This window comes from Streptomyces sp. NPDC004788 (assembly GCF_053601115.1).
Genome location: NZ_JBSGBF010000015.1, coordinates 80,465 through 103,342 on the forward strand (window position 1 = coordinate 80,465; position 22,878 = coordinate 103,342).

Consider the following 22,878-nt stretch of genomic DNA (forward strand, 5'->3'; position numbering starts at 1 on the left):
GCGGTCCCCGCGGCGGCAAGCCGGTGCTCCGGACGAAGCCCGCGCCGTCCGCAACCGCATCTACCGGAAGCAGGGAGAAGGACTGCCGTGGTGCTGCGCTGCGCGATCCTCGACGACTACCAGGGCGTCGCCCTCACCTCCGCCGACTGGCGCCCCCTCGACGGCCGCGTCGAGGTCCGCGTCCTGCGCGAGCACCTCACCGACCCCGACGCGCTCGTCGCCGCCGTCGAGGACTGCGAGATCCTCGTCGTCATGCGCGAGCGCACCCCGCTCGGCGCCGGACTCCTCGCCCGGCTGCCCAGGCTCCGGCTGATCGTCACCTCCGGGATGCGCAACGCCTCCATCGACGTGGCCGCCGCCCGCGCCCGGGGCATCACCGTGTGCGGCACCGCCAGCGCGTCCGAGCCGCCCACCGAGCTGACCTGGGCGCTCATCCTGGGGCTCGCCCGGCAGCTGCCCACCGAGAGCCGGGCCGTCCGGGAGGGCGGACCCTGGCAGTCGACGGTCGGGACCGACCTGGCGGGCCGGACGCTCGGCCTCGTCGGGCTCGGCAAGATCGGCGGCCGGGTGGCCCGCGTCGGGCTCGCGTTCGGCATGGACGTGGTCGCCTGGAGCCCGAACCTGACCGACGAGCGGGCCGCCGAACACGGCGTACGCCGCGCCGCCGACCTGCGCGAACTGCTCGGCGCCGCCGACTTCGTCTCGCTCCACCTGGTGCTCTCCGACCGCACCCGCGGCCTGGTCGGGGAGCCCGAACTGCGCGCGATGCGCCCGGGCGCGTACCTCGTCAACACCTCCCGCGCGGGGCTCGTCGACGGCCCGGCCCTGCTCCGCGCGCTGCGCGAGGGCTGGATCGCGGGCGCGGGCCTCGACGTGTACGAGACGGAGCCGCTGCCCGCCGACGACCCGCTGCGCACCCTGCCGAACGTGCTCGCGCTGCCGCACCTCGGGTACGTGACGGAGGGCAACTACGGCCGCTACTTCGGCCAGGCGGTCGAGGACATCGAGGCGTTCCTGGCGGGCGCGCCGGTGCGCGAGCTGGCGTGACGAGGCCTGAAGCCGAGGCATGAAGCCGAGGCATGAAACCGAGGCATGAAACCGAGGCATGAAACCGAGGGCTGAAGCCGAGGCCTGAGGCCGAGGCCTGAGCGAGACCTGAAACGACGTCTAAGCGAGGTCTGAAGCGAGGTCTGAAGCGAGGTCCGAAGCAAGGCCGACGCGAGGTCTGGACGCCTGCGGGCGCGCCGCATCACGCCCCGGGCGTGCGTCAGCCCCGTACGCCTGTCGGTGTACGGGGCTGACGCGCGATGCTCAGGCGGCCGCGGTCGCGGCCTGCGCCGGAGCCTCCTTCGGTGCGAGCAGTCGCTCGGCGAGCCATCCGAAGGCGAGCCCGAAGGCCGCCCACAGCGCCAGCTGGATGCCCAGGGTCGCCATCCGGAACTCCCACAGCACGGCCGCCGGGAACTCGGCCTGCACCGAGTCTCCGTTGCCGGGCAGGAAGGCGCAGGCGATCACGACCGCGGCGACGTAGCCCGCGGCCGCGAGGACGGTCGCGTTCCAGTTGCCGAGGCGCGGGGCGAGGCGGCGGCCGGCGATGACCGCGGCGATGCCGAGCAGCACGCTCAGCAGGATCATCAGGAAGAACAGCGTGGTGCGCTGCCCGATGGTGTCCGGGTTGCCGACGGCCGGCGGGGTCGCCGGGTACTTCAGGAACGGCACCAGATAGACCGTCGTGAAGGCCGCGGACGCGACGAGAGCCGCGGTGGCCTTCGCGCTGAAGCGGCCGATCCGGCCGATCACGAAGCAGAACGCGAGGGACGCGATGCCGCCGAGCGCGACGCCGTAGACGAGGACGCCGGTGGCGAGGCCGGCCGTGGACTGGAGGTCCCGGCTGACGATCTCCTCCTCGGAGTCGGCCTGGGTGGCCGCCCCGTTCGCGCCGTTCCCGCCGTGGTCGTGGGAGTGGGCGGAGTGGTCCGCGTGCTCGGCGTGCTCGGCGTGCTCCGCCTTGGCGGCCGCGGCCTCTTCGACGGCGATCGAGGCGTTGACGGACGGCTCGCCCGCGACGTACGCGACGGCGAAGGCGAACAGCCCGGCGATCAGGCCCGCGAGCAGCCCGCGGACCAGAAGCTTGCCCACGAGCGAGCCGGAGGGCGCGCTCGTGGGGGTGGTGGGTGATGACATGCGCCCGGTGTTCCCTTGCCTCAGTGGCAGGGGAAGCCGAGCAGGTGACGCCCGTCGTGCACCCACTCGTGCACGTCGCTGCCCGCGAACACGGACAGGGCGCCCTGCTCGGCACCGACGAAGTAGAGCGCGACGAGCATCAGGATGCCCGCGAACGCCGCCCACGGCAGCACCGCGCGGACCGGCAGCGAGACCGGAGCGGTGATGGCGGGGGTGGTGGGAACGGCGGGCGACGCGATGGCCTCGGCCATGGTGGAACCTCCTCGGGAACTCGCGTCCCATACGGTGGTGCGCGACGACGGTCGTCGGGTCTGACTCACCGCACCCACGGCTTGGGGCAGCTCACAGTGGCGCGACCGTGCCGGACTTGCACCGGACTTCCGTCTCGCCGTCGTCGTTCTGTGGAAATGTCGACTGACCGTACCGCGCCGGACACTCCGCGCCAAGAGCGCCTGGTTCCAGGGCTGGTGAAATGAGGGATGAATCACCCATGGCCGCACCGACGACCGTACGGCTCGCGCTGGTCGCCCCCGCCGTGACCGCGGCGCTGCGCGAGGCCCGGTTCGACGACGCCGGGCCCGTGGAGGCGGTGACGGCGGGGCCGCCGGCGCTGAAGGACGGAGCACGGGTCACGGGTTCGCCGTCCGGGCGGTGCCGGGCGACGGCCGAGGCGCTCGGCATCCGTACGGAGGCGTACGAGGTGGAGCAGGCGCTCGCGGGGTGCGCGATGGGCCGGTGGCGGGGCCGCCGCCTGGACGAACTCACCGTGGAGGAGCCGGAGTCGGTGGCCGCCTGGCTGTCGGACCCGGACGCCGCCCCGCACGGCGGCGAGTCGCTGCGGCAGCTGCGCGCCCGCGTCGCGGCCTGGATGGACGCCCTGGAGCCGGGAACCGTATGGGCCGTCGCCGAACCGGACGTGATCCGCGCGGCCGTCGCCCACGCGCTCGGCGCCCCGGAGGCGGCCTTCTGGCGGCTCGACGTACGGCCGCTGGAGCGGGTCGAACTCTCAGGGCGGTCGGGACGCTGGAACGTACGCCTGGGCGCGCCCGTCGGCTGAGGCTCGTACGGGTTCACGAGCCGGGACGTACGCGTGGGCTCTCGCGCGGGCCGCGAGCCGCGAGCCGGGACGACGCCCTGGCGGTCGTACGGGGCCCCGGGTCCCTGCCGCCGGGACGTACGCCCGCGCGGTCGTACGGGCCCCGGGTCCCTGTCGCCGGGACGTGCGCCCGGGCGCGCCCGTTCAGCCCAGGCTCGTGCGGGCCAGGTCCAGGAACTCCTCGTCGCTGAGGCCGAGTTGCCGGGCCTCCGCGGCGAGGGCGCGGAGCGCTCCGGCGAGGTGGGCGCGGCCGGGGGCCTCGGCGCCCGGCAGGATGACGGCGCCCCGGCCGCGGCGCAGCTCGATCAGGCCCTCCTCACGCAGCCGCTGGTAACCGCGCAGCACGGTGTGGACGTTGACGCCGAGGGAGTCGGCGAGTTCACGGGCGGCGGGCAGACGTTCGCCGGGCGCGGCGGTGCCGTCGGCGAGGGCGCCGCGGACGCAGGCGGCGATCTGGTCGCCGAGCGGGACGGCGGAGGCGGGGTCGACCCGGAAGAGCACGGTCAGATCCTCTCAGGTCAGGCCGATCGCCTGGCCAGCGCGTTGAGGAGTGCGGCCGCGGTCGCGGCGTCCGGGACGGTCACCGCGAACTCGAAGCCGGAGCGGCGCCGTACGACGAGGGCCTCGCCGGCGCGCAGCACGAGAGCGGACCGGTGGGGGCGACCGCGCAGGCCCCAGCCGCCGAAGTCGGCCAGGGGGTCCACCGTGCCGGTCTCCGCCGCGGCGACCTCGTCGAGCGGGATCCGGATGCGGGGGCGGGGCAGCGCGGTCGGGCTCACGGTCAGGCCGTGCCGGTCGACGGTCACCCGGACCCGGGAGAACGCGAGCCCGGGCAGGCCGACGACCAGGCCCACCAGGCCGAGGAGGAGGTACGGCCAGGGGCCGAGGACCGGGGCCAGGGCGAGCCCGCCGGCGCCGGCGAGGAGGAAGCCGACGGACAGCGCGGTCAGCGGGCGGGAGCCGGTGGCGCGGGACCAGCCGGCGACCTCGCCGGCGGCGAGCTCGATCCGGGGCGCGCCGTCGGCCGGGGCGGTGGGCGGGGCGGGCTCCGGTTCTGCCGGTACGAGACGGGTGAGGCCGAGTCCGGCCGCCGCGCCGAGGGCGGCGAGCCCGGCGGCGAGGGTGACGACGGCGAGCGGATAGCGCGCCTCGGGCGCCGCCGCGTCGAGGTTGCTCCGCAGCAGCAGGACCATGAGCCCGCCGGTGAACCCGGCCGTGGCCCACGCCCCCCACAGCGCCCGGCGCCGTACGAGCAGGGTCCAGCCGGCGCCGAGGGTCAGGAGGAGACCCGTACTGACGGCGAGGAAGGCGCCGCGGCCGGTGAAGCCGTCGGGCCGGCCGTCGACGCCGGAGAAGTGGGTGGCGAGCGGGTCCGGCAGGCGGTCGTGCCAGAGGGCCGCCAGCAGCAGCTGGGCGGCGAGCGCGAGGACGAACGGCGCGGCGGTGAGTGCGCGCAGGTGGAGACGGTTCACGAAACCCCCCTCGGTTCTAGTTGTTCGCACTCTAGTAGAACAAATATACCGCGCCGCGGGACGGTGTGGCTCGGGGCGGGCTGAGTCAGTCCTGCGGAATGCCGAGTTCGCGGGTGAGTTCCCGGACAAGGTGGTAGCCGCCTGCCAGGTCGATGTCCGTGTGTTTCCGCAGCCGTTTGATGGCGGCGGTGCTCTGGCCCTGCTGCAGCATGGTCGTCATTTCGGCGACGACGTCCGCGGCGGCGGACCGCAGGTTCACCAGGCCCTCCGCGTAGGTCGAAGGCAGACGGCGACCCTGGGCCAAGAGCTCCGCGGCCCTGACGGCCGGTACGAGGCCGAGACCGGAGTGCCTGCGCAGGCGCCTGAGCGCCTTGTTCCTGTGTCCGGCCTTGAGCAGTTCCGCGGCTTCCCGCTGCACGCCGTCGGCCACCGGCGTGATCAGTGCTGCCATGTCGGCTTCATCAGCTGTCATCGTGCCGGCCTCCGCCCCTTCAGGAGCACTGCTTCTGGATCTGGTCGATGCCGAGGACGGCGCCGGCGAGACCGCCGAGCGTGGCACCCAGCTCGCTGAGCTTCTCCTCGCCCTTGGCGACGCGGATCAGGAGGTACGCGGCGTTCTTCACGCCGCGTACCTCCTTCGCGATGAAGGCCTTGAGCTTGAGTATCTTCGCCGCCGGTATGGCGCCGCTGGCGAGCACACCCACGATGGCGGTCCCGCATTTGACGCCCTGCCACAGGCCACGGGTTTCCGGCTGGAGAAGCAACCGCTCGCTGTCGTACGCCCGCACGGCGGCGTCACCCTCGGCGATGACGGCATCGGGCATCGCTCTGAGACCTGCTGAACCGCCCGCGATTCCAAGGCAGGTGGCAGGAGGCAGTTACGGGACGCGAGCGAGTGGGGCTGCGCCTGCCGGCGCCGGCCCCACTCGCTGACTTGCCTTCGAAGGCCGCTTCTGAAGCGTCAGCTGAAGATGACGGAGCGGACCTTGACCCTCTCGCCCAGAACCTTGCCCGGGCTCATGACGACGGAGACGTCGCCCGTGCAGTCGAAGTCGAGGAACACCGTCGCGGTTGAGTCGGTGAGATTCTTCGGCGCGTACGCGGGGTCACTCGCAGTCGCGCCGAACAGGTTGATGCACACGCCGCTCGTGGGGTCAGTGAGGCCATGGGGCACACCCGGATACGGGCCTGTCTGGTACTCGAATTCGCCGACGGCCGCATTCGACGAAGCGGGCAGGGCGATCACCAGTGCGAGGGCACCGAGGGCAGCAGCGACGGAATGGCGAAGACGCACGAGGCAGTCCCTTCACTCGGGGCGGGGCTGGCCCCACGGCCAGCCTCTCGGCAGCAAACATGCCCCACCGGCGCAGGCCTCGGGATGTTTCGTTCCGTCGCAAAAGAGTGATCACACAGCGCACAGAAGGCGCCTCGGCGCATACCACGCCCCTTCACGCGCTCCGCCAGCCGAGTGCTGAGCTGCACCGACTCGCCCAGGCCGCTGTGCGCCACAGGTTGCGCCCAAGAGAACCCGCTCAGTGCACCGTGTCCGGCGTGAACACCGGCTGGGGCGGCGGGGTGACGGTGACGGCCATGACCGGCTTCGGCGGGCCCGTGTAGACCGGGACCTCCGGCGTCGGCGACGGACGGTCCGGAGCCGGCGGCGGGTTGGGGCCCGCGTACGGGTTCTGCGGCTCCAGCGTCTTCGTCTTCCAGGTGCCGGACGTCACCGAGCGGTACGGCTTGGGCGAGCCGCCGTCGACGCCGGGCGTGATGTGGACCCTGGGCGGGGTCGAGGTCGCGCCCGGGGTCGGCGACGCCGGGGCCTTCGACGCGGACGGCGTCGCGGACGGGGTGGCGGACGCCGTCGCCGCGGGGGTGGCGCTCCGGCTCGGAGCCGTACCGCCACCGGCTCCGCCGCCTTCGCCCGAGCAGGCCCCGAGGGCCAGCCCCAGGCCCAGCACCACGGCCGCCGTCACCGTTCCACGGGCACGCATGCCCACCACCCCACCCCTGATCACGATCCCGATCTCGACCGCACACCTGTGCGGCCGGATCGTAACCCGCTCGTCAGTCCTCGCCGCCCGCGGAATCCTCCAGATCACCCTCGGTCTCCAGGAAGACCTGACGCAGCGCCGCGAGCGTCTCCGCGTCCGGCTTCTCCCACATGCCGCGGGACTCGGCCTCCAGGAGCCGCTCGGCGATGCCGTGCAGCGCCCAGGGGTTGGCCTCCTTGAGGAAGGCCTGGTTCTCCGGGTCGAGGACGTACTCCTGCGTCAGCTTGTCGTACATCCAGTCGGCGACCACGCCGGTCGTGGCGTCGTAGCCGAAGAGGTAGTCGACCGTCGCGGCCAGCTCGAAGGCGCCCTTGTAGCCGTGGCGGCGCATCGCCTCGATCCAGCGCGGGTTGACCACGCGGGCGCGGAAGACGCGGGAGGTCTCCTCGACGAGGGTGCGGGTGCGGACGGTCTCCGGGCGGGTGGAGTCGCCGATGTACGCCTCGGGGGCCGTGCCGCGCAGCGCGCGCACGGTGGCGACCATGCCGCCGTGGTACTGGAAGTAGTCGTCGGAGTCGGCGATGTCGTGCTCGCGCGTGTCCGTGTTCTTCGCGGCGACGGCGATCCGCTTGTACGCGGTCTCCATCTCGGCGCGCGCCGGGCGCCCTTCGAGCCCGCGGCCGTACGCGTAGCCGCCCCACACCGTGTAGACCTCGGCCAGGTCGGCGTCCGTGCGCCAGTCGCGCGAGTCGATCAGCTGGAGCAGACCGGCGCCGTACGTGCCGGGCCGGGAGCCGAAGATACGGGTGGTGGCGCGGCGTTCGTCGCCGTGCTCGGCCAGGTCGGCCTGGGCGTGGGCGCGGACGAAGTTGTCCTCGGCGGACTCGTCCGCGAGGCCCGCGACCAGCCGCACGGCGTCGTCGAGGAGCCCGATGACGTGCGGGAACGCGTCGCGGAAGAAGCCGGAGATGCGCAGCGTGACGTCGATCCGCGGGCGGCCCAGCTCGGCGAGCGGGATGGCCTCCAGGCCCTTCACGCGGCGCGAGGCGTCGTCCCACACCGGGCGGACGCCGAGCAGCGCGAGGGCCTCGGCGACGTCGTCGCCGGCGGTGCGCATCGCGCTCGTCCCCCACAGGGAAAGGCCCACGGAGCTCGGCCATTCGCCGTTGTCGGTGCGGTAGCGCTCAAGGAGCGAGTCGGCGAGCGCCTGGCCGGTCTCCCAGGCGAGCCGGGAGGGCACGGCCTTGGGGTCGACGGAGTAGAAGTTGCGGCCGGTCGGCAGCACGTTGACCAGACCGCGCAGCGGCGAGCCGGACGGGCCGGCCGGCACGAAGCCGCCGTTCAGGGCGTGGACGGCGTGCGCGAGTTCGTCGGTGGTGGCGGCGAGGCGCGGCACGACCTGCTCGCAGGCGAAGCGCAGCACGGCCTCGACGTCCGGGCCGTACGGTCCGGCGACCGCCGGGACGGCGGCCACGTCCCACTCCGCCGCCTCCATCGCCTCGACCAGCTCACGGGCCTTCGCCTCGGCCTCGTCGGCCGTGGTCCGGGTGGCGGCCGACTCGTCCAGGCCGAGGGCCTCGCGCAGCCCGGGCAGCGCCTGCGTGCCGCCCCAGATCTGGCGCGCGCGGAGGATCGACAGGACCAGGTTGACCCGCGCCTCGCCGACCGGCGCGCCGCCGAGGACGTGCAGACCGTCGCGGATCTGGGCGTCCTTGACCTCGCACAGCCAGCCGTCGACGTGCAGCAGGAAGTCGTCGAAGCCGTCGTCGTCCGGCCGGTCGGCCATGCCGAGGTCGTGGTCCAGCTTGGCGGCCTGGATCAGCGTCCAGATCTGCGCCCGGATGGCCGGCAGCTTCGCCGGGTCCATGCTGCTGATCTGCGCGTACTCGTCGAGCAGCTGCTCCAGGCGGGCGATGTCGCCGTAGCTGTCGGCGCGCGCCATCGGCGGCACGAGGTGGTCGACGAGCGTGGCGTGCACCCGGCGCTTGGCCTGGGTGCCCTCGCCCGGGTCGTTGACCAGGAACGGGTAGACGAGCGGCAGGTCGCCGAGCGCCGCGTCCGGGCCGCAGGCGGCGGACAGGCCGGCGTTCTTGCCGGGCAGCCACTCCAGGTTGCCGTGCTTGCCCAGGTGCACCATGGCGTCGGCGCCGAAGCCGCCGTCCTCCGCGCGGGCCGCGATCCAGCGGTAGGCCGCCAGGTAGTGGTGCGAGGGCGGCAGGTCCGGGTCGTGGTAGATCGCGATCGGGTTCTCGCCGAAGCCGCGCGGCGGCTGGATGAGGACGAGCAGGTTCCCGCGGCGCAGGGCGGCGAGCACGATGTCGCCCTCCGGGTTCCGCGAGCGGTCCAGGAACATCTCGCCGGGCGCCGGGCCCCAGTGCTCCTCGACCTGCTCGCGCAGCTCGGCCGGCAGCCGGGCGTACCAGCGCTTGTAGTCGGCGGCCGGGATGCGGACCGGGTTGCGGGCCAGCTGCTCCTCCGTCAGCCAGTCCTGGTCGTGGCCGCCGGCCTCGATGAGGGCGTAGATCAGCTCGTCGCCGTCGCCGGAGACCAGGCCCGGGATGTCCTCGACCGGCCCGAAGTCGTACCCCTCGGCGATGAGCCGCTTGAGGAGGGACACGGCGGAGGCGGGGGTGTCCAGGCCGACGGCGTTGCCGATCCGGGAGTGCTTCGTCGGGTACGCGGAGAGGACGAGCGCCAGCTTCTTCTCGGCGTTCGGGATGTGCCGCAGCCGGGCGTGCCGGACGGCGATGCCGGCGACCCGGGCGGCGCGCTCGGCGTCCGCCACGTACGCCGGCAGGCCGTCCTCGTCGATCTCCTTGAAGGAGAACGGGACGGTGATCAGCCGGCCGTCGAACTCCGGCACGGCGACCTGGCTGGCCGCGTCCAGCGGCGACAGGCCCTCGTCGTTCTCCTCCCACGCGGCCCGCGAGCCGGTCAGGCACAGCGCCTGCAGGATCGGCACGTCGAGCGCGGCCAGCGCACCCGCGTCCCACGCCTCCTCGTCACCGCCCGCCTGCGCCTCGGCCGGCTTGGTGCCACCGGCGGCGAGGACGGTGGTGACGATCGCGTCGGCGGAGCGGAGCGTGTCGAGCAGCTCCGCCTCGGGGGCGCGCAGCGACGCCACGTACAGCGGGAGGGCCTTGGCCCCGGCGTCCTCGATGGCGTCGCAGAGGGCGCCGACGAAGGCGGTGTTCCCGCTCATGTGGTGGGCGCGGTAGTAGAGCACCGCGACGGTCGGGCCGCTGACGTCCCTGGCCGGGCGGTCGAGCGGGCCCCAGGTGGGCGCGGCGGCCGGCGGCTCGAAGCCGTGGCCGGTGAGCAGGACCGTGTCGGAGAGGAAGCGGGCGAGCTGGCCGAGGTTCGCCGGGCCGCCGTGCGCCAGATAGGCGTGCGCCTCGGTGGCCACGCCGACCGGCACCGTGGAGGAGCCCATGAGCTGTGCGTCCGGCGCCTGTTCGCCGCTCAGCACGACCACCGGCTTCCCGGCGGCGAGCACCGCGTCCAGGCCCTCCTCCCAGGAACGCACACCGCCGAGCAGGCGTACGACGACGAGCTCGGCGCCGTCGAGCAGCGCCGCGAGGTCGTCGAGCGGGAGGCGGGCGGGGTTGGCGTAACGCCACTCCACGCCTTCGTCGCCGGTGGCGGCGGTGTTCGCCGCACGGGCGCTGAGCAGGTCGGTGTCGGAGTGCGACAGCAGCAGGAGCATGGCGAGGCTCAGGCCCTTCCTCGGGGTTGTCCGCGCCCCGGGTGGTCGTATGGACGGCAGGAGTTCCTGACTCACCGGCCCACGGGATCGCCCGGGACCGGCTCACAGTGGCGGGACCGCGCCGGATTCTCACCGGGCTTCCTCCCCGGGGCCCTGGGACCCCATGCCGATCTGCATCCTAGATCGTGCGACCCGCGCCCCGGAGGCGACGGCGGGGTCGGCCGGATCACATCGGGGGAGCGGGCCGGATCGCGCTCGCGGAGTCGACCGGATCACACTCGGTGGCCGTGCGGTTCCCCGTGGGTATGCTCGCCGCCATGCCGCCCACCCCACCCCCGGCGCCCGAACGGGGCGAACCCGTCATACGGGACCGTGGCGACGCGTGCCCGGGCGCGCTCCGCCTGCATGCCGCCGCCGACGGGTTCCTGGCCCGACTCCGGCTGCCCGCCGGGCGGTTGACGCAGGCACAGGTCGTGGTCCTGGCCGACGCCGCCGAGTCGCTGGGGGACGGCAGCGTCACCGTCACCTCGCGCGGCAACCTCGAACTGCGCGGCCTCCCGGACGGCTGCGGCGCCGACCTCGCCGCCCTACTCGACCGGGCCGGTCTCCTCCCCTCCCCCACCCACGAGCGCGTCCGCAACATCCTCGCCTCGCCCGCTGCCGGCCTCGACGGACTCGGCCACGCCGACGTGCAGTTGTGGGCCCGCGAGCTGGACGCGCTGCTGTGCGCGGAGCCGCGGGCGGCGTCCCTTTCGGGCCGGTTCCTGTTCGTCCTGGACGACGGGCGGGGCGATGTGGCCGGGCTCGGCGGCGATGTGACCTTGATCGCAGGAGCGGGCGACGCGCTGCTGTGGCTGGGGTCGCGGGTGTTCCGGGTGACGGAGGGCCGGGTCGGCGCGGAGATCGACGCGGAGTCCCAGGCCGGTGCAGGCCCTGGTGTCAGCGCCACGACGGCCGCCCGGGCCGCCCACACCGACACGACGTGCCAGGCCGCCGCAGGCCCTCGCGTCAGCGCCACGACGGCCGCGCGGGCCGCCCTGGCCGCCGCCCTCGCCTTCCTCGACGCCGCCGACGCGGCCGGCAACGGCGCCTGGCGGCTGCGCGAGCTGCCCGACGGTCACGCCCCGGACTGGGCGGCCGCCCTGGCCCGCGCCGGGATCGCGGCGGAGCCCGTACTCGTACCCGTACCCGTACCGCCGATGCCGCACGCGCCGCCGCCCGCGCCCGGCCCGCTCGGGGAGCGTGCGGCACACGTCCTTGCCCCCCTGGGCCGGCTGACCGCCGCTCAGCTCCGCGCGCTGCTGCCCGCGGCCGAGGTACGGCTGACCCCGTGGCGCGGGGCGGTCGTGGTGCCGGCGGCAGAGCAACCGGACACGGCCCCCGACCCCGCCGCGTCCCGGCTTCCCGACCTCGCCGCGGCCGGTCTCATCACCTCGCCCGACGCTCCCGGCGCCGGGGTCACCGCCTGTACCGGGCGGCCCGGTTGCGCGAAGTCACTCGCCGATGTGCGGGCGGACGCCGGGCGGGCGCCCGCGGGGGCGTTGCCCGTGCACTACGCCGGATGCGAGCGGCGCTGCGGGCACCCGCACGGCGCGTGGATCGACGTGGTCGCGGTCGGGGACGACGCGTACCTGGTCGACGGCGTGCCCACTCCCCGTACGTCCCTGTCCGAAGCGGTCGAATCGGCCCGCACGACGACGACGATCACGACGCCCACGACGACCACCACGAGATGAGCGAGAGCAAGAGGATGTTCGAGTACGAGAAGGACGGCGCGGAGATCTACCGCCGCTCCTTTGCCACGATCCGCGCCGAGGCGGATCTCGCGGCGCTGCCCGCCGACGTCGCCACGGTCGCGGTGCGGATGATCCACGCCTGCGGCATGACCGACCTCGTCCAGGACGTCGCCTACTCGCCCGGTGTCGTCACCGCCGCCCGCGCCGCCCTGCGCGCGGGCGCGCCGATCCTGTGCGACGCGCAGATGGTCGCGAGCGGCGTGACCCGCAAGCGGCTGCCCGCCGACAACGACGTGGTGTGCACGCTCTCCGACCCGGCCGTGCCCGGGCTCGCCGCCGAGCTCGGCACCACGCGCTCGGCCGCGGCGATGGAGCTGTGGCGGGACCGCCTGGAGGGCTCGGTCGTGGCCATCGGCAACGCGCCGACCGCGCTGTTCCACCTCCTGGAGATGATCGCGAAGGGCGCCGGGAAGCCGGCGGCCGTGCTCGGCATCCCGGTCGGCTTCATAGGCGCCGCCGAGTCCAAGGACGCGCTCGCCGCGAACGAACTGGGCCTGGAGTACCTGGTGGTACGGGGCCGGCGCGGCGGCAGCGCGATGACGGCGGCGGCGCTGAACGCGCTCGCGCACGAAGCGGAGATCCAGGCATGAGCGTCGTGAAGGGCAAGCTGTACGGGGTCGGGCTCGGCCCCGGCGACCCGAACCTGATGACGGTGGCGGCCGTGAAGGCCATCGCCGAGGCGGACGTCGTCGCCTACCACTCGGCCCGCCACGGCCGTTCCATCGCCCGCTCCATCGCCGCCGAGCACATCCGCGAGGACCACGTCGAGGAGCGGCTGATGTACCCGCTCACCGTGGAGACCACGGACCACCCCGGCGGCTACCGGGGCGCGCTCGACGACTTCTACGAGGAGGCCGCGGCCCGGCTCGCCGCGCACCTCGACGCGGGCCGCACGGTCGCCGTCCTCGCCGAGGGCGACCCGCTGTTCTACGGCTCGTACCAGCACATGCACAAGCGGCTCGCGGACCGCTACGACACCACCGTCATCCCCGGCGTGACCTCGGTGAGCGCGGCCGCGGCGCGGCTCGGCGAGCCGCTGTGCGAGGCGGAGGAGGTCCTGACGATCATCCCCGGCACGCTGCCGGAGGACGAGCTGACGGCCCGGCTCGCGGGCACCGACTCGGCGGTCGTGATGAAGCTCGGCCGCACCTTCCCGACCGTGCACCGCGCGCTCGAACGGGCGGGGCGGATCGAGGACGCGCGGTACGTGGAGCGGGCGTTCATGGCGGGCGAGCGCACCGGTCGCCTCACGGACGTGGACCCGGAGTCGGTCCCGTACTTCTCGGTGGCCGTGCTGCCGTCCCGTATCGACGCGCAGCCGCCCGTACGCGAACAGGGCGAGGTCGTCGTCGTCGGCACCGGCCCGGCCGGCGCGCCCTGGCTGACCCCCGAGTCGCGCGGCGCCCTCGTCAACGCCGACGACCTGGTCGGCTACACCACCTACCTCGACCGCGTCCCGGTCCTGCGGGCGAGCCAGCGCCGCCACGGCTCCGACAACAAGGTCGAGTCGGAGCGCGCCGAGTTCGCCCTCGACCTGGCCAGGCGCGGGCGCCGCGTCGCCGTCGTCTCGGGCGGCGACCCGGGCGTCTTCGCGATGGCGACGGCCGTCCTGGAGGTCGCCTCCGAACCGGCGTACGCCGACATCCCGGTACGGGTCCTCCCGGGCGTCACCGCCGCCAACGCCGCGGCCGCCGCCGCGGGCGCCCCGCTCGGCCACGACTACGCCACCATCTCGCTCTCCGACCGCCTCAAGCCCTGGGAGGTCATCGCGGGCCGCGTGCGTGCCGCGGCCGAGGCCGACCTCGTCCTCGCGATCTACAACCCGGGCTCCAAGTCCCGCACCCACCAGGTCGCCGCGGCCCGCGACCTCCTCCTGGAGGTCCGCTCGCCGGACACCCCGGTGGTGGTCGCGCGTGACGTGGGCGGCCCGGAGCAGTCGGTCCGCGTGCTGACCCTCAAGACCCTGGACCCGTCCGAGGTCGACATGCGCACGCTGCTCCTGATCGGCTCGTCGCAGACCCGGGTGACGGAACGGGCGGACGGCCGCACGATCGCGTGGACGCCGCGACGCTACCCGGAGGACACGGAGACCCCGCAGGGGTGATCGACGTGGGCTCGCCCGGGTCGTCGTCATCGGCCCGGGCCCGGGCCCGGCCGTTGACGAAGCGTCGCGGCCCGCTCAGCGCGACACGGCGCCGCCGCCCGTCATCGCCCACGCCGCGGCCTCCTCGGGGGTCGCGGCGACCGGGACCCCCTCGGGCACCGGCGGGCGGCGGACGATCACGACCGGGATGCCGGCCTCGCGGGCGGCGGTGAGCTTGGGGGCGGTCGCCGTGGCGCCGCTGTCCTTCGTGACGAGGACGTCGATGCGGTGGCGGGCGAGGAGCGCGCGTTCGCCGGCGAGGGTGAAGGGGCCGCGGTCCAGGAGGAGTTCGGTGCGGGCGGGCATCGGGGGCTCGGGGGCGTCGACCGAGCGGACCAGGAACCACTGGGGGCAGTCGGCGAAGGCGGCGAGGCCCATGCGGCCGGTGGTGAGGAAGACCCGGTCGCCGAGGCCGTCGAGGGCGGTCGCGGCCTCGTCCAGGGACGTCACCTCGCGCCAGTCGTCACCCTCCACCGGGACCCAGCCGGGACGGCGCAGCGCGAGCAGGGGAACATGGGCGGTGGCGGCCGCCTCGGCCGCGTTGAAACTGATCCGCTCGGCGAAGGGATGGGTGGCGTCGATGACCGCGTCCACGGCGTGCTCCCGTATCCACGCGGCGAGCCCCGCCGGCCCGCCGAACCCGCCGATCCGCACCTCACCGGCCGGCAGCCGGGGCGCGGCGACCCGCCCCGCGAGCGAGCTGGTCACCTTCGTCGACGGGGCGAGCAGTCCGGCCAGGACGCGGGCCTCGGTCGTCCCGCCGAGGATGAGTACGTGCAGGGGAAGCATCGGAATCCTGGGGGTCCGTTCATGAGTTCCGGCGGGCGTGCGGCCCAACTCAAGCACACGGGTCTGCGCCCCGGCTGGACGACCGGCGCCTGCGCGACGGCGGCGACGACCGCCGCGTACACGGCGCTGCTCACCGGGGAGTTCCCGGACCCGGTGACGATCACCCTGCCGAAGGGCCAGACGCCGTCCTTCGCCCTGGCCGTCGAGTCCCTGACGGCGGACACCGCCATGGCGGGCGTCGTGAAGGACGCCGGCGACGATCCCGACGTCACGCACGGGGCGCTGGTCCGCTCGACCGTACGGCTCCTGCCGCCCGGCTCGGGTGTCGTCTTCCGCGCGGGTCCCGGGGTCGGCACGGTCACCCTGCCCGGGCTGCCCCTGGAGGTCGGCGAGCCCGCGATCAATCCGGTGCCGCGCCAGATGATGCGCGACCACATCGCCGAGGCGGCGGGCGCACACGGCGGCACCGGCGACGTCGAGGTCACGATCTCCGTGGACGACGGCGCCGAGATCGCCCGCTCCACCTGGAACCCGCGCATCGGCATCCTCGGCGGCCTGTCCATCCTCGGCACCACCGGCGTCGTCGTCCCCTACTCCTGCTCCGCCTGGATCGACTCGATCCGCCGCGGCGTCGACGTGGCCCGGGCCGGCGGCCTGACGCACGTCGCGGGCTGCACCGGCTCCACCTCCGAGCGCACGGTCACCGAGCTGTACGAGCTGCCGGAGATCGCCCTCCTCGACATGGGCGACTTCGCGGGCGCCGTCCTCAAGTACATCCGCCGCCACCCGGTCGACCGGCTCACCCTGTGCGGCGGCTTCGCCAAGCTCTCCAAGCTCGCCGCCGGCCACCTCGACCTCCACTCCGCCCGCTCCCAGGTCGACAAGGGCTTCCTCGCCGACCTGGCCCGCGCGGGCGGCGCCTCCGACGCCCTCGCCGCCGACATCGCCGGCGCCAACACCGGTCTCGCCGCCCTCCGCCTCGCCGAGGCCGCCGCCGTCCCCCTGGGCGACCTCGTCGCCGCCCGCGCCCGCGACGAGGCCCTGGCGGTACTGCGCGGCGCGCCGGTCGCGGTGGACGTGGTCTGCATCGACCGGGCGGGCGTGGTCGTGGGGCGGTCGGCGGTGGCGGGACCGGGAAGGCCGTAAAACCGCGGCGACCCGGCCCCCGGCGCGCGCACAATGCCCGGATGACGACTGACTCGACCGACTTCTCGTTCAAGCCCACCCTGCGCGGCGAACTCGTCACCCTCCGCCCGGTCACCGAGGACGACGTCCCCGCGCTCCTCCCGATGCTGAACGACCCCGAGATCGGCCGGCTCACCGGCTCGCACGCCGACTTCACCGAGGCCGCGCTGCGGCAGTGGTACGCGACCCGGGGCGTCCAGACCAACCGGCTCGACCTGGCCGTGGTGGAGCGGGCGACCGGGCGGGTCGTCGGCGAGGCGGTGCTGAACGAGTGGGACGCGCCGAACGAGAGCTGCGGCTTCCGCATCTGCCTGTCGCCGGACACCCTGGGCCGCGGCCTCGGCACGGAGGCGACCCGGCTGATCGTCGGCCACGCCTTCGAGGGGCTCGGCCTGTACCGGGTGTGGCTGGAGGTGTACGCGTTCAACCCGCGCGCCCGCCGCGCCTACGAGAAGGCGGGCTTCCGGGCGGAGGGCGTGCTGCGGGGGGCGCTGCTGTGGGAGGGGGAGCGGGTGGACGCGACGCTGATGTCGGTCATCGCCCCGGAGTGGGGAGCGCGCACCGGTCAGGACGCGGGGTAGCCGATCTCCCGTATGTCCTCGGCGGCCCCGCACGTCGACAGCCGACGTGCGGGCCCCCGCTCCCGAACCTAGGCTGGCCACGGCAGCGTCCCCTACCGAGATAGCGAGAGGGAGTCCCCATGGCGAAGCGCGGCAACAAGAAGCGGGCCCGCAAGAAGAAGAAGGCCAACCACGGCAAGCGGCCCAACGCCTGACGCAGGACTCAGCGGCCCGGGATCCGTCTCAGCAGACGTGGCGGTCCCGGGCCGGGTCGTACAGGTGGCTGTCGCGGAACTCGGCGGCCGCGAGGGTGCGGCCCACGAGGATGACCGCGGTCTTGGTGATGCCGGCCGCCTTCACCTGCTCCGCGATGTCCTCCAGCGTGCCGCGCAGCACCAGCTCGTCCGGGCGGCTGGCCATCGCGACGACCGCCGCCGGGCAGTCCGTGCCGTAGTGCGGGACCAGTTCGGAGACGATGCGGTCGACGTACCGCGCGCCCAGGTGCAGGACGAGCAGCGCGCCGCTCCTGCCCAGCGTCGCCAGGTCCTCGCCGTCGGGCATGGGGGTGGCCTGCTGGGCGATGCGGGTGAGGATGACGGTCTGGCCGACGGTCGGCACGGTCAGTTCCCGCTTGAGCGCGGCCGCGGCGGCCGCGAAGGCCGGGACGCCGGGCACGACCTCGTACGGGATGCCGGCCGCGTCGAGCCGCCGCATCTGCTCGGCCATGGCGCTGAAGACGGACGGGTCGCCGGAGTGCAGCCGGGCGACGTCCTGGCCGGCCTCGTGGGCGGCGGCGATCTCGGCGACGATCTGGTCGAGGTCCAGCTTCGCGGTGTCGACGAGCTTCGCGTCCGGCGGGCACTCGGCGAGCAGCTCGCGCGGCACGAGCGAGCCCGCGTAGAGGCAGACCCCGCACTTGGCGAGGGTCCGCGCGCCGCGCACGGTGATCAGGTCGGCCGCGCCGGGGCCCGCGCCGATGAAGTAGACGGTCATCTCTTGGTTCAACCCTTCGTTACGGACCACTGGGTGACGGGCATCGCCTGGCGCCAGCCGGTGAAGCCGCCCACCGGCACGGCGGTGGCGACCGCGAGCCGGACCAGCTCGCCGCCGTGCCGCCGGTAACGCTCGGCGAGCAGCGCCTCGGACTCGAGCGTCACGGTGTTGGCGACGAGCCGGCCGCCCGCCGGGAGCGCGTCCCAGCAGGCGTCGAGCAGGCCGGGGGCGGTCAGGCCGCCGCCGATGAAGATCGCGTCGGGGGCCGGGAGACCCGCGAGCGCGGCGGGCGCGGGGCCCGTCACGACCTTGAGGCCCGGTACGCCGAGGGCGGCCGCGTTGCGGGTGATCCGCTCCGCCCGCTCCGCCGACTTCTCCACCGCGACCGCGCGGCAGCCGCGGTGCGCCCGCATCCACTCGATGCCGATGGAACCGGAGCCGCCGCCGACGTCCCAGAGCAGTTCGCCCGGGGCGGGCGCGAGCGCGGCGAGCGTGGCGGCGCGCACGTACCGCTTGGTGAGCTGCCCGTCGTGCTCGTACGCCTCGTCCGGCAGGCCGGGCGTCGTGCCGAGCCGCGGCGTGCCCGGGTCGCGTACGCAGTCGAGGGCGATGACGTTGAGGGGGTCCACGTCCTCGGCCCGGTGCGGCCAGCCGTCGGCCGTGCCGTCGAGGATCCGCTCGGCCGGGCCGCCGCCGAGCTGTTCCAGGACCCGGATCCGCGTACCGCCCCAGCCCCGCTCCCGCAGCAGCGCGGCGACCCGCGCCGGGGTGCCGGCGCCCTCGCTGAGCAGCAGCAGCCGGCGGCCGTCGTGCAGGGCCGCGGCGACGGTGTCGAGGGGGCGGGCGACGAGCGAGACCGTCTCGGTGGCGTCCAGCGGCCAGCCGAGCCGGGCGCAGGCGTACGAGACGGAGGACGGGTGCGGCTGGACGTGCAGCCGGTCGGGGCCGACGAGCTCGGCGAGGGTGCGGCCGATCCCGTAGAACATGGGGTCGCCGCTCGCGAGCACGGCCACCCGGCGGCCCTCGTGGGCGGCGAGCAGGCCGGGCACGGCGGGGCGCAGCGGGCTCGGCCAGGCGACGCGGGTGCCGGGGCAGTCGGCGGCGGGCAGCAGGTCGAGCTGGCGGGGTCCGCCGATCAGCACCTCGGCGGCGCGCAGGGTGCGGCGGGATGCCTCGGGGAGCCCGTCCCAGCCGTCCGCGCCGATTCCGACGACCGATATCGCAGCGTTCACGTCGGCGACTCTACGTGAGCCCGGCGAGCCCCTGCGGAGGGGCTACCGCATGGTCACTTCGGGGCGTGCTCGCCGACGTAGAAGAGCAGCCAGATGAACCCTGCGAGGGCGTGGGTGACGAAGACGTACACGAAGACGCGGAGCATCACGCCCCGCTCCTTCCAGCGCTCGAGGTCGTCGGTCTTGTCGGTCATGTCCTTCAGAGTACGGGCCGGGAATAGAGGGGCGGGGTGCGCCGTTGAGCCGGACGGTTGTGATGGTTTAAAGTTCAACCAACATCGAAAGGCGAGAGGTGAGCACGATGCAGTTCGGGATCTTCACCGTCGGCGACGTGACGGCCGACCCCACGACCGGCCGCACCCCCACCGAGCACGAGCGGATCAAGAACACCGTCGCCATCGCGCTCAAGGCCGAGGAGGTCGGCCTGGACGTCTTCGCGACGGGCGAGCACCACAACCCGCCGTTCGTGCCGTCCTCCCCGACCACCCTCCTCGGGCACATCGCCGCCCGCACCGAGAACCTGATCCTGTCCACGTCCACGACCCTGATCACCACCAACGACCCGGTGAAGATCGCCGAGGACTACGCGACCCTCCAGCACCTCGCCGACGGCCGCGTCGACCTGATGATGGGCCGCGGCAACACCGGCCCGGTCTACCCGTGGTTCGGACAGGACATCCGCCAGGGCATCCCGCTCGCCATCGAGAACTACGCGCTCCTCCACAGGCTGTGGAGGGAGGACGTGGTCGACTGGGAGGGCCGGTTCCGCTCCGCGCTCCAGGGCTTCACGGCCACCCCGCGCCCGCTCGACGGCGTGCCGCCGTTCGTCTGGCACGGCTCGATCCGCTCCCCGGAGATCGCCGAGCAGGCGGCCTACTACGGCGACGGCTTCTTCGCCAACCACATCTTCTGGCCCAAGCAGCACACCGAGAAGATGGTCCGCCTCTACCGCCAGCGGTACGCGCACTACGGCCACGGCACCCCCGAGCAGGCGATCGTCGGCCTCGGCGGCCAGGTCTTCATGCGGAAGAACTCGCAGGACGCGGTACGGGAGTTCCGCCCGTACTTCGACAACGCGCCGGTCTACGGCCACGGTCCGTCCCTGGAGGAGTTCAGCCGCGAGACCCCGCTGACCGTCGGCTCGCCGCAGGAGGTCATCGAACGCACCCTGTCCTTCCGGGAGTACGTCGGCGACTACCAGCGCCAGCTCTTCCTGATCGACCACGCGGGCCTGCCGCTCAAGACGGTCCTGGAGCAGCTCGACATCCTCGGCGAGGAGGTCGTCCCGGTACTCCGCAAGGAGTTCGCGAACCTGCGCCCGGCCGACGTCCCGGCGACCGCCCCGCTCCACCCCGCCGTACTGAAGAACCAGGAGGTCTGACGCCGTGCGCACGCTCAAGCTGGTCGCCGTGTCGGCCGGACTCAGCAGCCCCTCCTCCACCCGGCTGCTCGCCGACCGGCTCCTGCAGGCCGCCCGATACCGGCTGGCCGAGCAGGAGTACGCCGTCGACGTCGAGGTCGTCGAACTGCGCGACCTGGCCGTCGACATCGCGAAGAACCTCGTCACCGGCTTCCCCTCGGGCAAGCTCCAGGAGGCGATCGACACGGTGACCGGCGCGGACGGGCTGATCGCGGTCACCCCGGTCTTCACCGCCTCCTACAGCGGTCTGTTCAAGTCCTTCTTCGACCTGATCGACCCGGCCGCGCTCACCGGCGTCCCGGTCCTCCTCGGCGCCACCGGCGGCACCGCCCGCCACTCCCTCGTCCTCGACCACGCCCTGCGCCCCCTCTTCGCCTACCTCCGCGCCTCCGTCTCCCCCACCGCCGTCTACGCGGCCTCGGAGGACTGGGGCTCGGCCGGCGACGACTACACCGAGGGCCTCCCGGCCCGCATCACCCGCGCGGGCGTCGAGTTCGCCACCCTGGTGGCAGCCCGGCCGGCCCGCGAGGCGGCCGAGGACGAGGTCGTGCCGTTCGAACGGCAACTGGCGGGCCTGGCGGACCTGCGCCTGGACTAGCCGCAACCAGCAGCGCTCAGCCGCGACCAGCCGCGCCCAGCCGCGACCAGCCCCCAGCCGCAACTAGTCGCGCGCGGGCACCACGTCCGCGACCACGCACGCCACGTTGTCCGGGCCGCCCAGCCCGCGCGCGAGGGTGACGAGGGCCCGGGCGGCGGTCTCCGGAGTGCCGCCCTCGGCGAGCGCGAGCCGGATCTCCTCCCGCGGCACGAGCGCCGACACCCCGTCCGTGCACAGCAGCAGCCGGTCACCCGCCCGCACCTCACCCACCCCGAGCTCGGCCTCCGGCGGCACGTCCCGGCCGTCGAGGGCCTTGAGGAGCAGGGCGCGGTCGGGGCGGTCGGCGGCCTCCGCGGGATCGAGTTCGCCCGCGTCGACGAGCGCCTGGACCACGGTGTGGTCGCGGGTGAGCCGTACGAGTTCGCCGTCGGCGGCCCGCAACAGATAGGCCCGCGAGTCGCCGACGTGCCCGAGGGCGAGGCGGCTGCCGACGAGCACGGCGGCGGTCAGCGTCGTTCCCGAGTCCGGGGCGTCGAGGCCGGCCACGGCCTGGTTCGCCGCCCGCACCCCGTCCTCCAGGGAGTTGAGGACGTCCCCGGCACGGGAGGTCTGCCGCGGTACGGAGTCCAGCGCGGCGACCGCCGCGCGGGCGGCCCGCTCGCCCTCGGGGCCGTAGCCGTCGGCGACGGCCAGCAGCCGCGGCCCCGCGTGGGCCGCGTCCTGCTGGGTGGGGCGGACCAGGCCGCGGTCGAGCAGCACGGCGGCGTCCAGTACGTACGTGGAAGTGGTCATCCCAGTGGGTCCTCTCATCCGGTCCACCAGGGAGGCCGCCAGATCCCGCCGCGCCGCCGTCTCCGACTCGACCCCCGCCCAGTACGCACGGATCGCCCGGGCCGCGCCCGCCGCGTCCGTCTCGTACAACGCGCAGACCCGCCCCGCCTCGGCCAGCGGCATCCCGATCCGCCGCAGCCAGCGGACCAGGCGCGCCCGGTCCACCTGCGCCTGCGCGTAGTAGCGGTAGCCGGTGTGCGGGTCCACGCGTGCGGGCGGCAGCAGGCCGAGCTCGTCGTAGCGGCGCAGCGACTTGGCCGAGAGCCCGGTCGCGCGGGCGAAGTCCCCGATCGTCAGCAGCACCATGCCCCAAGCCTCCCCGAACCGGGCCCGTTGCCCGGCCCCGCCGATGCTGGTCCTTCCCGGCGGGGGAAGGTCAACGGGCGGCGCGGGGCCGTCCGGCGGATGATGCCCGCATGGACATCAGACTGGAGCTGATCGGGGTGCCGGTCAGTGATGTGGACCGGGCCAAGTCGTTCTACGAGCGGGTCGGGTTCCGCGCCGACCACGACGTGACGGTCAGCGACGCGATCCGCTTCGTGCAGATGACGCCGCCAGGGTCGGCCTGTTCGATCGCGTTCGGCAGGGGCATCACCGAGATGGTCCCGGGCTCGCTGGACAACATGCAGGTCGTCGTCGCCGACATCGAGGAGGCGCACGCCGAGCTGACCGCGCGGGGCGTCGAGGTGACACCGATCGACGACCAGCCGTGGGGCTCGTTCGTGTACTTCGCGGACCCGGACGGCAACCGGTGGGCGGTGCAGCAGACCACGCCCCGGAACTCCTGAGGAACGGCCGGGGGAGTCCGCCCCGTCTCCGCCCCCTCTCCGCCCCCTCTCCGCCCCCTCTCCGCCCCAGAGGCCCGACCCTCTCCGCCGC

At 74.2% G+C, this 22,878-nt stretch carries 25 protein-coding genes and 1 riboswitch; of the genes, 11 read left to right on the forward strand and 14 right to left on the reverse strand.

What is annotated here, in order from left to right; translation table 11 throughout:
- Positions 1 to 87 precede the first annotated feature (87 nt).
- A complete protein-coding gene (locus ACWEJX_RS10055) occupies positions 88 to 1,047 on the forward strand; it encodes a D-2-hydroxyacid dehydrogenase family protein (protein WP_451607030.1) in 960 nt (319 codons plus the stop codon).
- A 264-nt stretch (positions 1,048 to 1,311) separates the two neighbouring features.
- Here ACWEJX_RS10055 and ACWEJX_RS10060 read toward each other — a convergent pair whose 3' ends face one another.
- Positions 1,312 to 2,184, reverse strand: coding sequence for a CbtA family protein (locus ACWEJX_RS10060; protein ID WP_451607031.1), 873 nt, complete (start codon positions 2,182 to 2,184; stop codon positions 1,312 to 1,314).
- A gap of 20 nt (positions 2,185 to 2,204) precedes the next feature.
- The gene (locus ACWEJX_RS10065; RefSeq protein WP_403794071.1) at positions 2,205 to 2,435 is read right to left on the reverse strand and encodes a CbtB domain-containing protein; all 231 of its coding nucleotides are present in this window, start codon (positions 2,433 to 2,435) and stop codon (positions 2,205 to 2,207) included.
- A gap of 239 nt (positions 2,436 to 2,674) precedes the next feature.
- On the opposite strand from ACWEJX_RS10065, the gene ACWEJX_RS10070 reads away from it, so the two are divergent.
- Positions 2,675 to 3,241, forward strand: coding sequence for a histidine phosphatase family protein (locus ACWEJX_RS10070; RefSeq protein ID WP_451607032.1), 567 nt, complete (start codon positions 2,675 to 2,677; stop codon positions 3,239 to 3,241).
- A gap of 183 nt (positions 3,242 to 3,424) precedes the next feature.
- Here the strand turns inward: ACWEJX_RS10070 and ACWEJX_RS10075 are convergent, their stop codons facing one another.
- The 7 genes from ACWEJX_RS10075 to cobN form a co-directional block, all read right to left on the reverse strand.
- The gene (locus tag ACWEJX_RS10075; protein ID WP_451607033.1) at positions 3,425 to 3,781 is read right to left on the reverse strand and encodes a GntR family transcriptional regulator; all 357 of its coding nucleotides are present in this window, start codon (positions 3,779 to 3,781) and stop codon (positions 3,425 to 3,427) included.
- 17 nt (positions 3,782 to 3,798) lie between these two features.
- Complete coding sequence (locus tag ACWEJX_RS10080) at positions 3,799 to 4,752, reverse strand: hypothetical protein (RefSeq protein WP_451607034.1); 954 nt, start codon at positions 4,750 to 4,752, stop codon at positions 3,799 to 3,801.
- 85 nt (positions 4,753 to 4,837) lie between these two features.
- Positions 4,838 to 5,203 (reverse strand): hypothetical protein, encoded by a 366-nt coding sequence (locus tag ACWEJX_RS10085; protein ID WP_451607035.1) that lies wholly within the window; start codon positions 5,201 to 5,203, stop codon positions 4,838 to 4,840.
- A 40-nt stretch (positions 5,204 to 5,243) separates the two neighbouring features.
- The gene (locus ACWEJX_RS10090; protein ID WP_451607036.1) at positions 5,244 to 5,576 is read right to left on the reverse strand and encodes a hypothetical protein; all 333 of its coding nucleotides are present in this window, start codon (positions 5,574 to 5,576) and stop codon (positions 5,244 to 5,246) included.
- A gap of 137 nt (positions 5,577 to 5,713) precedes the next feature.
- Positions 5,714 to 5,998: a hypothetical protein gene (locus ACWEJX_RS10095; RefSeq protein ID WP_451607037.1), complete on the reverse strand. Its 285-nt coding sequence runs from the start codon at positions 5,996 to 5,998 to the stop codon at positions 5,714 to 5,716.
- 286 nt (positions 5,999 to 6,284) lie between these two features.
- Complete coding sequence (locus tag ACWEJX_RS10100) at positions 6,285 to 6,746, reverse strand: hypothetical protein (RefSeq protein ID WP_451607038.1); 462 nt, start codon at positions 6,744 to 6,746, stop codon at positions 6,285 to 6,287.
- A gap of 73 nt (positions 6,747 to 6,819) precedes the next feature.
- A complete protein-coding gene (cobN, locus tag ACWEJX_RS10105) occupies positions 6,820 to 10,452 on the reverse strand; it encodes a cobaltochelatase subunit CobN (protein ID WP_451607057.1) in 3,633 nt (1,210 codons plus the stop codon).
- 41 nt (positions 10,453 to 10,493) lie between these two features.
- Positions 10,494 to 10,635: riboswitch (cobalamin riboswitch) on the reverse strand.
- Between the two features lie 122 nt (positions 10,636 to 10,757).
- Here cobN and ACWEJX_RS10110 point away from each other — a divergent pair.
- The 3 genes from ACWEJX_RS10110 to cobJ are packed head-to-tail and all read left to right on the forward strand — an operon-like array spanning position 10,758 to position 14,352.
- Positions 10,758 to 12,188, forward strand: coding sequence for a cobalamin biosynthesis protein CobG (locus ACWEJX_RS10110; RefSeq protein ID WP_451607058.1), 1,431 nt, complete (start codon positions 10,758 to 10,760; stop codon positions 12,186 to 12,188).
- On the forward strand, positions 12,185 to 12,838 hold the full coding sequence (locus ACWEJX_RS10115; RefSeq protein WP_403794082.1) for a precorrin-8X methylmutase: 654 nt from the start codon (positions 12,185 to 12,187) through the stop codon (positions 12,836 to 12,838). The genes ACWEJX_RS10110 and ACWEJX_RS10115 overlap by 4 nt, the downstream gene beginning before the upstream one ends.
- Positions 12,835 to 14,352 carry a precorrin-3B C(17)-methyltransferase gene (cobJ, locus tag ACWEJX_RS10120; protein ID WP_451607039.1) on the forward strand — a complete coding sequence of 506 codons (1,518 nt, stop codon included), beginning with the start codon at positions 12,835 to 12,837 and terminating at the stop codon, positions 14,350 to 14,352. The genes ACWEJX_RS10115 and cobJ overlap by 4 nt, the downstream gene beginning before the upstream one ends.
- 75 nt (positions 14,353 to 14,427) lie before the next feature.
- On the opposite strand, the gene ACWEJX_RS10125 is transcribed toward cobJ, so the two are convergent.
- On the reverse strand, positions 14,428 to 15,180 hold the full coding sequence (locus tag ACWEJX_RS10125) for a cobalt-precorrin-6A reductase (RefSeq protein WP_451607040.1): 753 nt from the start codon (positions 15,178 to 15,180) through the stop codon (positions 14,428 to 14,430).
- 21 nt (positions 15,181 to 15,201) lie between these two features.
- Here ACWEJX_RS10125 and ACWEJX_RS10130 point away from each other — a divergent pair, with 21 nt between their 5' ends.
- From ACWEJX_RS10130 to ACWEJX_RS10140, 3 genes are all read left to right on the forward strand, one after another.
- Entirely contained in the window at positions 15,202 to 16,326 is a 1,125-nt protein-coding gene (locus ACWEJX_RS10130) for a cobalt-precorrin-5B (C(1))-methyltransferase (protein WP_451607041.1), read from the forward strand.
- A gap of 41 nt (positions 16,327 to 16,367) precedes the next feature.
- A complete protein-coding gene (locus tag ACWEJX_RS10135; RefSeq protein WP_451607042.1) occupies positions 16,368 to 16,946 on the forward strand; it encodes a GNAT family N-acetyltransferase in 579 nt (192 codons plus the stop codon).
- Positions 16,947 to 17,065: 119 nt separating this feature from the next.
- Complete coding sequence (locus tag ACWEJX_RS10140) at positions 17,066 to 17,140, forward strand: 50S ribosomal protein bL37 (protein ID WP_099895366.1); 75 nt, start codon at positions 17,066 to 17,068, stop codon at positions 17,138 to 17,140.
- Positions 17,141 to 17,168: 28 nt separating this feature from the next.
- Here ACWEJX_RS10140 and cobM read toward each other — a convergent pair whose 3' ends face one another.
- From cobM to ACWEJX_RS10155, 3 genes are read right to left on the reverse strand one after another with little or no spacing between them, the layout of a single operon-like run.
- On the reverse strand, positions 17,169 to 17,918 hold the full coding sequence (cobM, locus tag ACWEJX_RS10145; protein ID WP_451607043.1) for a precorrin-4 C(11)-methyltransferase: 750 nt from the start codon (positions 17,916 to 17,918) through the stop codon (positions 17,169 to 17,171).
- An 8-nt stretch (positions 17,919 to 17,926) separates the two neighbouring features.
- Positions 17,927 to 19,150, reverse strand: coding sequence for a precorrin-6y C5,15-methyltransferase (decarboxylating) subunit CbiE (gene cbiE / locus ACWEJX_RS10150; RefSeq protein ID WP_451607044.1), 1,224 nt, complete (start codon positions 19,148 to 19,150; stop codon positions 17,927 to 17,929).
- 53 nt (positions 19,151 to 19,203) lie between these two features.
- Positions 19,204 to 19,344, reverse strand: a complete 141-nt coding sequence (locus ACWEJX_RS10155) for a DUF6126 family protein (RefSeq protein ID WP_403794095.1) — start codon at positions 19,342 to 19,344, stop codon at positions 19,204 to 19,206.
- Positions 19,345 to 19,451: 107 nt separating this feature from the next.
- Between ACWEJX_RS10155 and ACWEJX_RS10160 the strand changes: the two genes are divergently transcribed.
- The gene (locus tag ACWEJX_RS10160; RefSeq protein WP_451607045.1) at positions 19,452 to 20,531 is read left to right on the forward strand and encodes an LLM class flavin-dependent oxidoreductase; all 1,080 of its coding nucleotides are present in this window, start codon (positions 19,452 to 19,454) and stop codon (positions 20,529 to 20,531) included.
- A 4-nt stretch (positions 20,532 to 20,535) separates the two neighbouring features.
- Positions 20,536 to 21,168 (forward strand): FMN reductase, encoded by a 633-nt coding sequence (locus ACWEJX_RS10165; RefSeq protein ID WP_451607046.1) that lies wholly within the window; start codon positions 20,536 to 20,538, stop codon positions 21,166 to 21,168.
- A 63-nt stretch (positions 21,169 to 21,231) separates the two neighbouring features.
- Here the strand turns inward: ACWEJX_RS10165 and ACWEJX_RS10170 are convergent, their stop codons facing one another.
- Positions 21,232 to 22,305 carry a MerR family transcriptional regulator gene (locus ACWEJX_RS10170; protein WP_451607047.1) on the reverse strand — a complete coding sequence of 358 codons (1,074 nt, stop codon included), beginning with the start codon at positions 22,303 to 22,305 and terminating at the stop codon, positions 21,232 to 21,234.
- Positions 22,306 to 22,415: 110 nt separating this feature from the next.
- Here ACWEJX_RS10170 and ACWEJX_RS10175 point away from each other — a divergent pair, with 110 nt between their 5' ends.
- Positions 22,416 to 22,787: a VOC family protein gene (locus ACWEJX_RS10175; RefSeq protein WP_451607048.1), complete on the forward strand. Its 372-nt coding sequence runs from the start codon at positions 22,416 to 22,418 to the stop codon at positions 22,785 to 22,787.
- Positions 22,788 to 22,878: the final 91 nt, after the last annotated feature.

Coding starts and splice junctions, on each gene's coding strand:
- ACWEJX_RS10060 (WP_451607031.1), bottom strand. CDS start 2,184: ATGTCATCACCCACCACCCCCACGAGCGCGCCCTCCGGCTCGCTCGTG.
- ACWEJX_RS10065 (WP_403794071.1), bottom strand. CDS start 2,435: ATGGCCGAGGCCATCGCGTCGCCCGCCGTTCCCACCACCCCCGCCATC.
- ACWEJX_RS10070 (WP_451607032.1), top strand. CDS start 2,675: ATGGCCGCACCGACGACCGTACGGCTCGCGCTGGTCGCCCCCGCCGTG.
- ACWEJX_RS10085 (WP_451607035.1), bottom strand. CDS start 5,203: ATGGCAGCACTGATCACGCCGGTGGCCGACGGCGTGCAGCGGGAAGCC.
- ACWEJX_RS10090 (WP_451607036.1), bottom strand. CDS start 5,576: ATGCCCGATGCCGTCATCGCCGAGGGTGACGCCGCCGTGCGGGCGTAC.
- ACWEJX_RS10100 (WP_451607038.1), bottom strand. CDS start 6,746: ATGCGTGCCCGTGGAACGGTGACGGCGGCCGTGGTGCTGGGCCTGGGG.
- cobN (WP_451607057.1), bottom strand. CDS start 10,452: ATGCTCCTGCTGCTGTCGCACTCCGACACCGACCTGCTCAGCGCCCGT.
- ACWEJX_RS10110 (WP_451607058.1), top strand. CDS start 10,758: ATGCTCGCCGCCATGCCGCCCACCCCACCCCCGGCGCCCGAACGGGGC.
- ACWEJX_RS10115 (WP_403794082.1), top strand. CDS start 12,185: ATGAGCGAGAGCAAGAGGATGTTCGAGTACGAGAAGGACGGCGCGGAG.
- cobJ (WP_451607039.1), top strand. CDS start 12,835: ATGAGCGTCGTGAAGGGCAAGCTGTACGGGGTCGGGCTCGGCCCCGGC.
- ACWEJX_RS10125 (WP_451607040.1), bottom strand. CDS start 15,180: ATGCTTCCCCTGCACGTACTCATCCTCGGCGGGACGACCGAGGCCCGC.
- ACWEJX_RS10130 (WP_451607041.1), top strand. CDS start 15,202: ATGAGTTCCGGCGGGCGTGCGGCCCAACTCAAGCACACGGGTCTGCGC.
- ACWEJX_RS10135 (WP_451607042.1), top strand. CDS start 16,368: ATGACGACTGACTCGACCGACTTCTCGTTCAAGCCCACCCTGCGCGGC.
- cobM (WP_451607043.1), bottom strand. CDS start 17,918: ATGACCGTCTACTTCATCGGCGCGGGCCCCGGCGCGGCCGACCTGATC.
- ACWEJX_RS10155 (WP_403794095.1), bottom strand. CDS start 19,344: ATGACCGACAAGACCGACGACCTCGAGCGCTGGAAGGAGCGGGGCGTG.
- ACWEJX_RS10160 (WP_451607045.1), top strand. CDS start 19,452: ATGCAGTTCGGGATCTTCACCGTCGGCGACGTGACGGCCGACCCCACG.
- ACWEJX_RS10170 (WP_451607047.1), bottom strand. CDS start 22,305: ATGGTGCTGCTGACGATCGGGGACTTCGCCCGCGCGACCGGGCTCTCG.
- ACWEJX_RS10175 (WP_451607048.1), top strand. CDS start 22,416: ATGGACATCAGACTGGAGCTGATCGGGGTGCCGGTCAGTGATGTGGAC.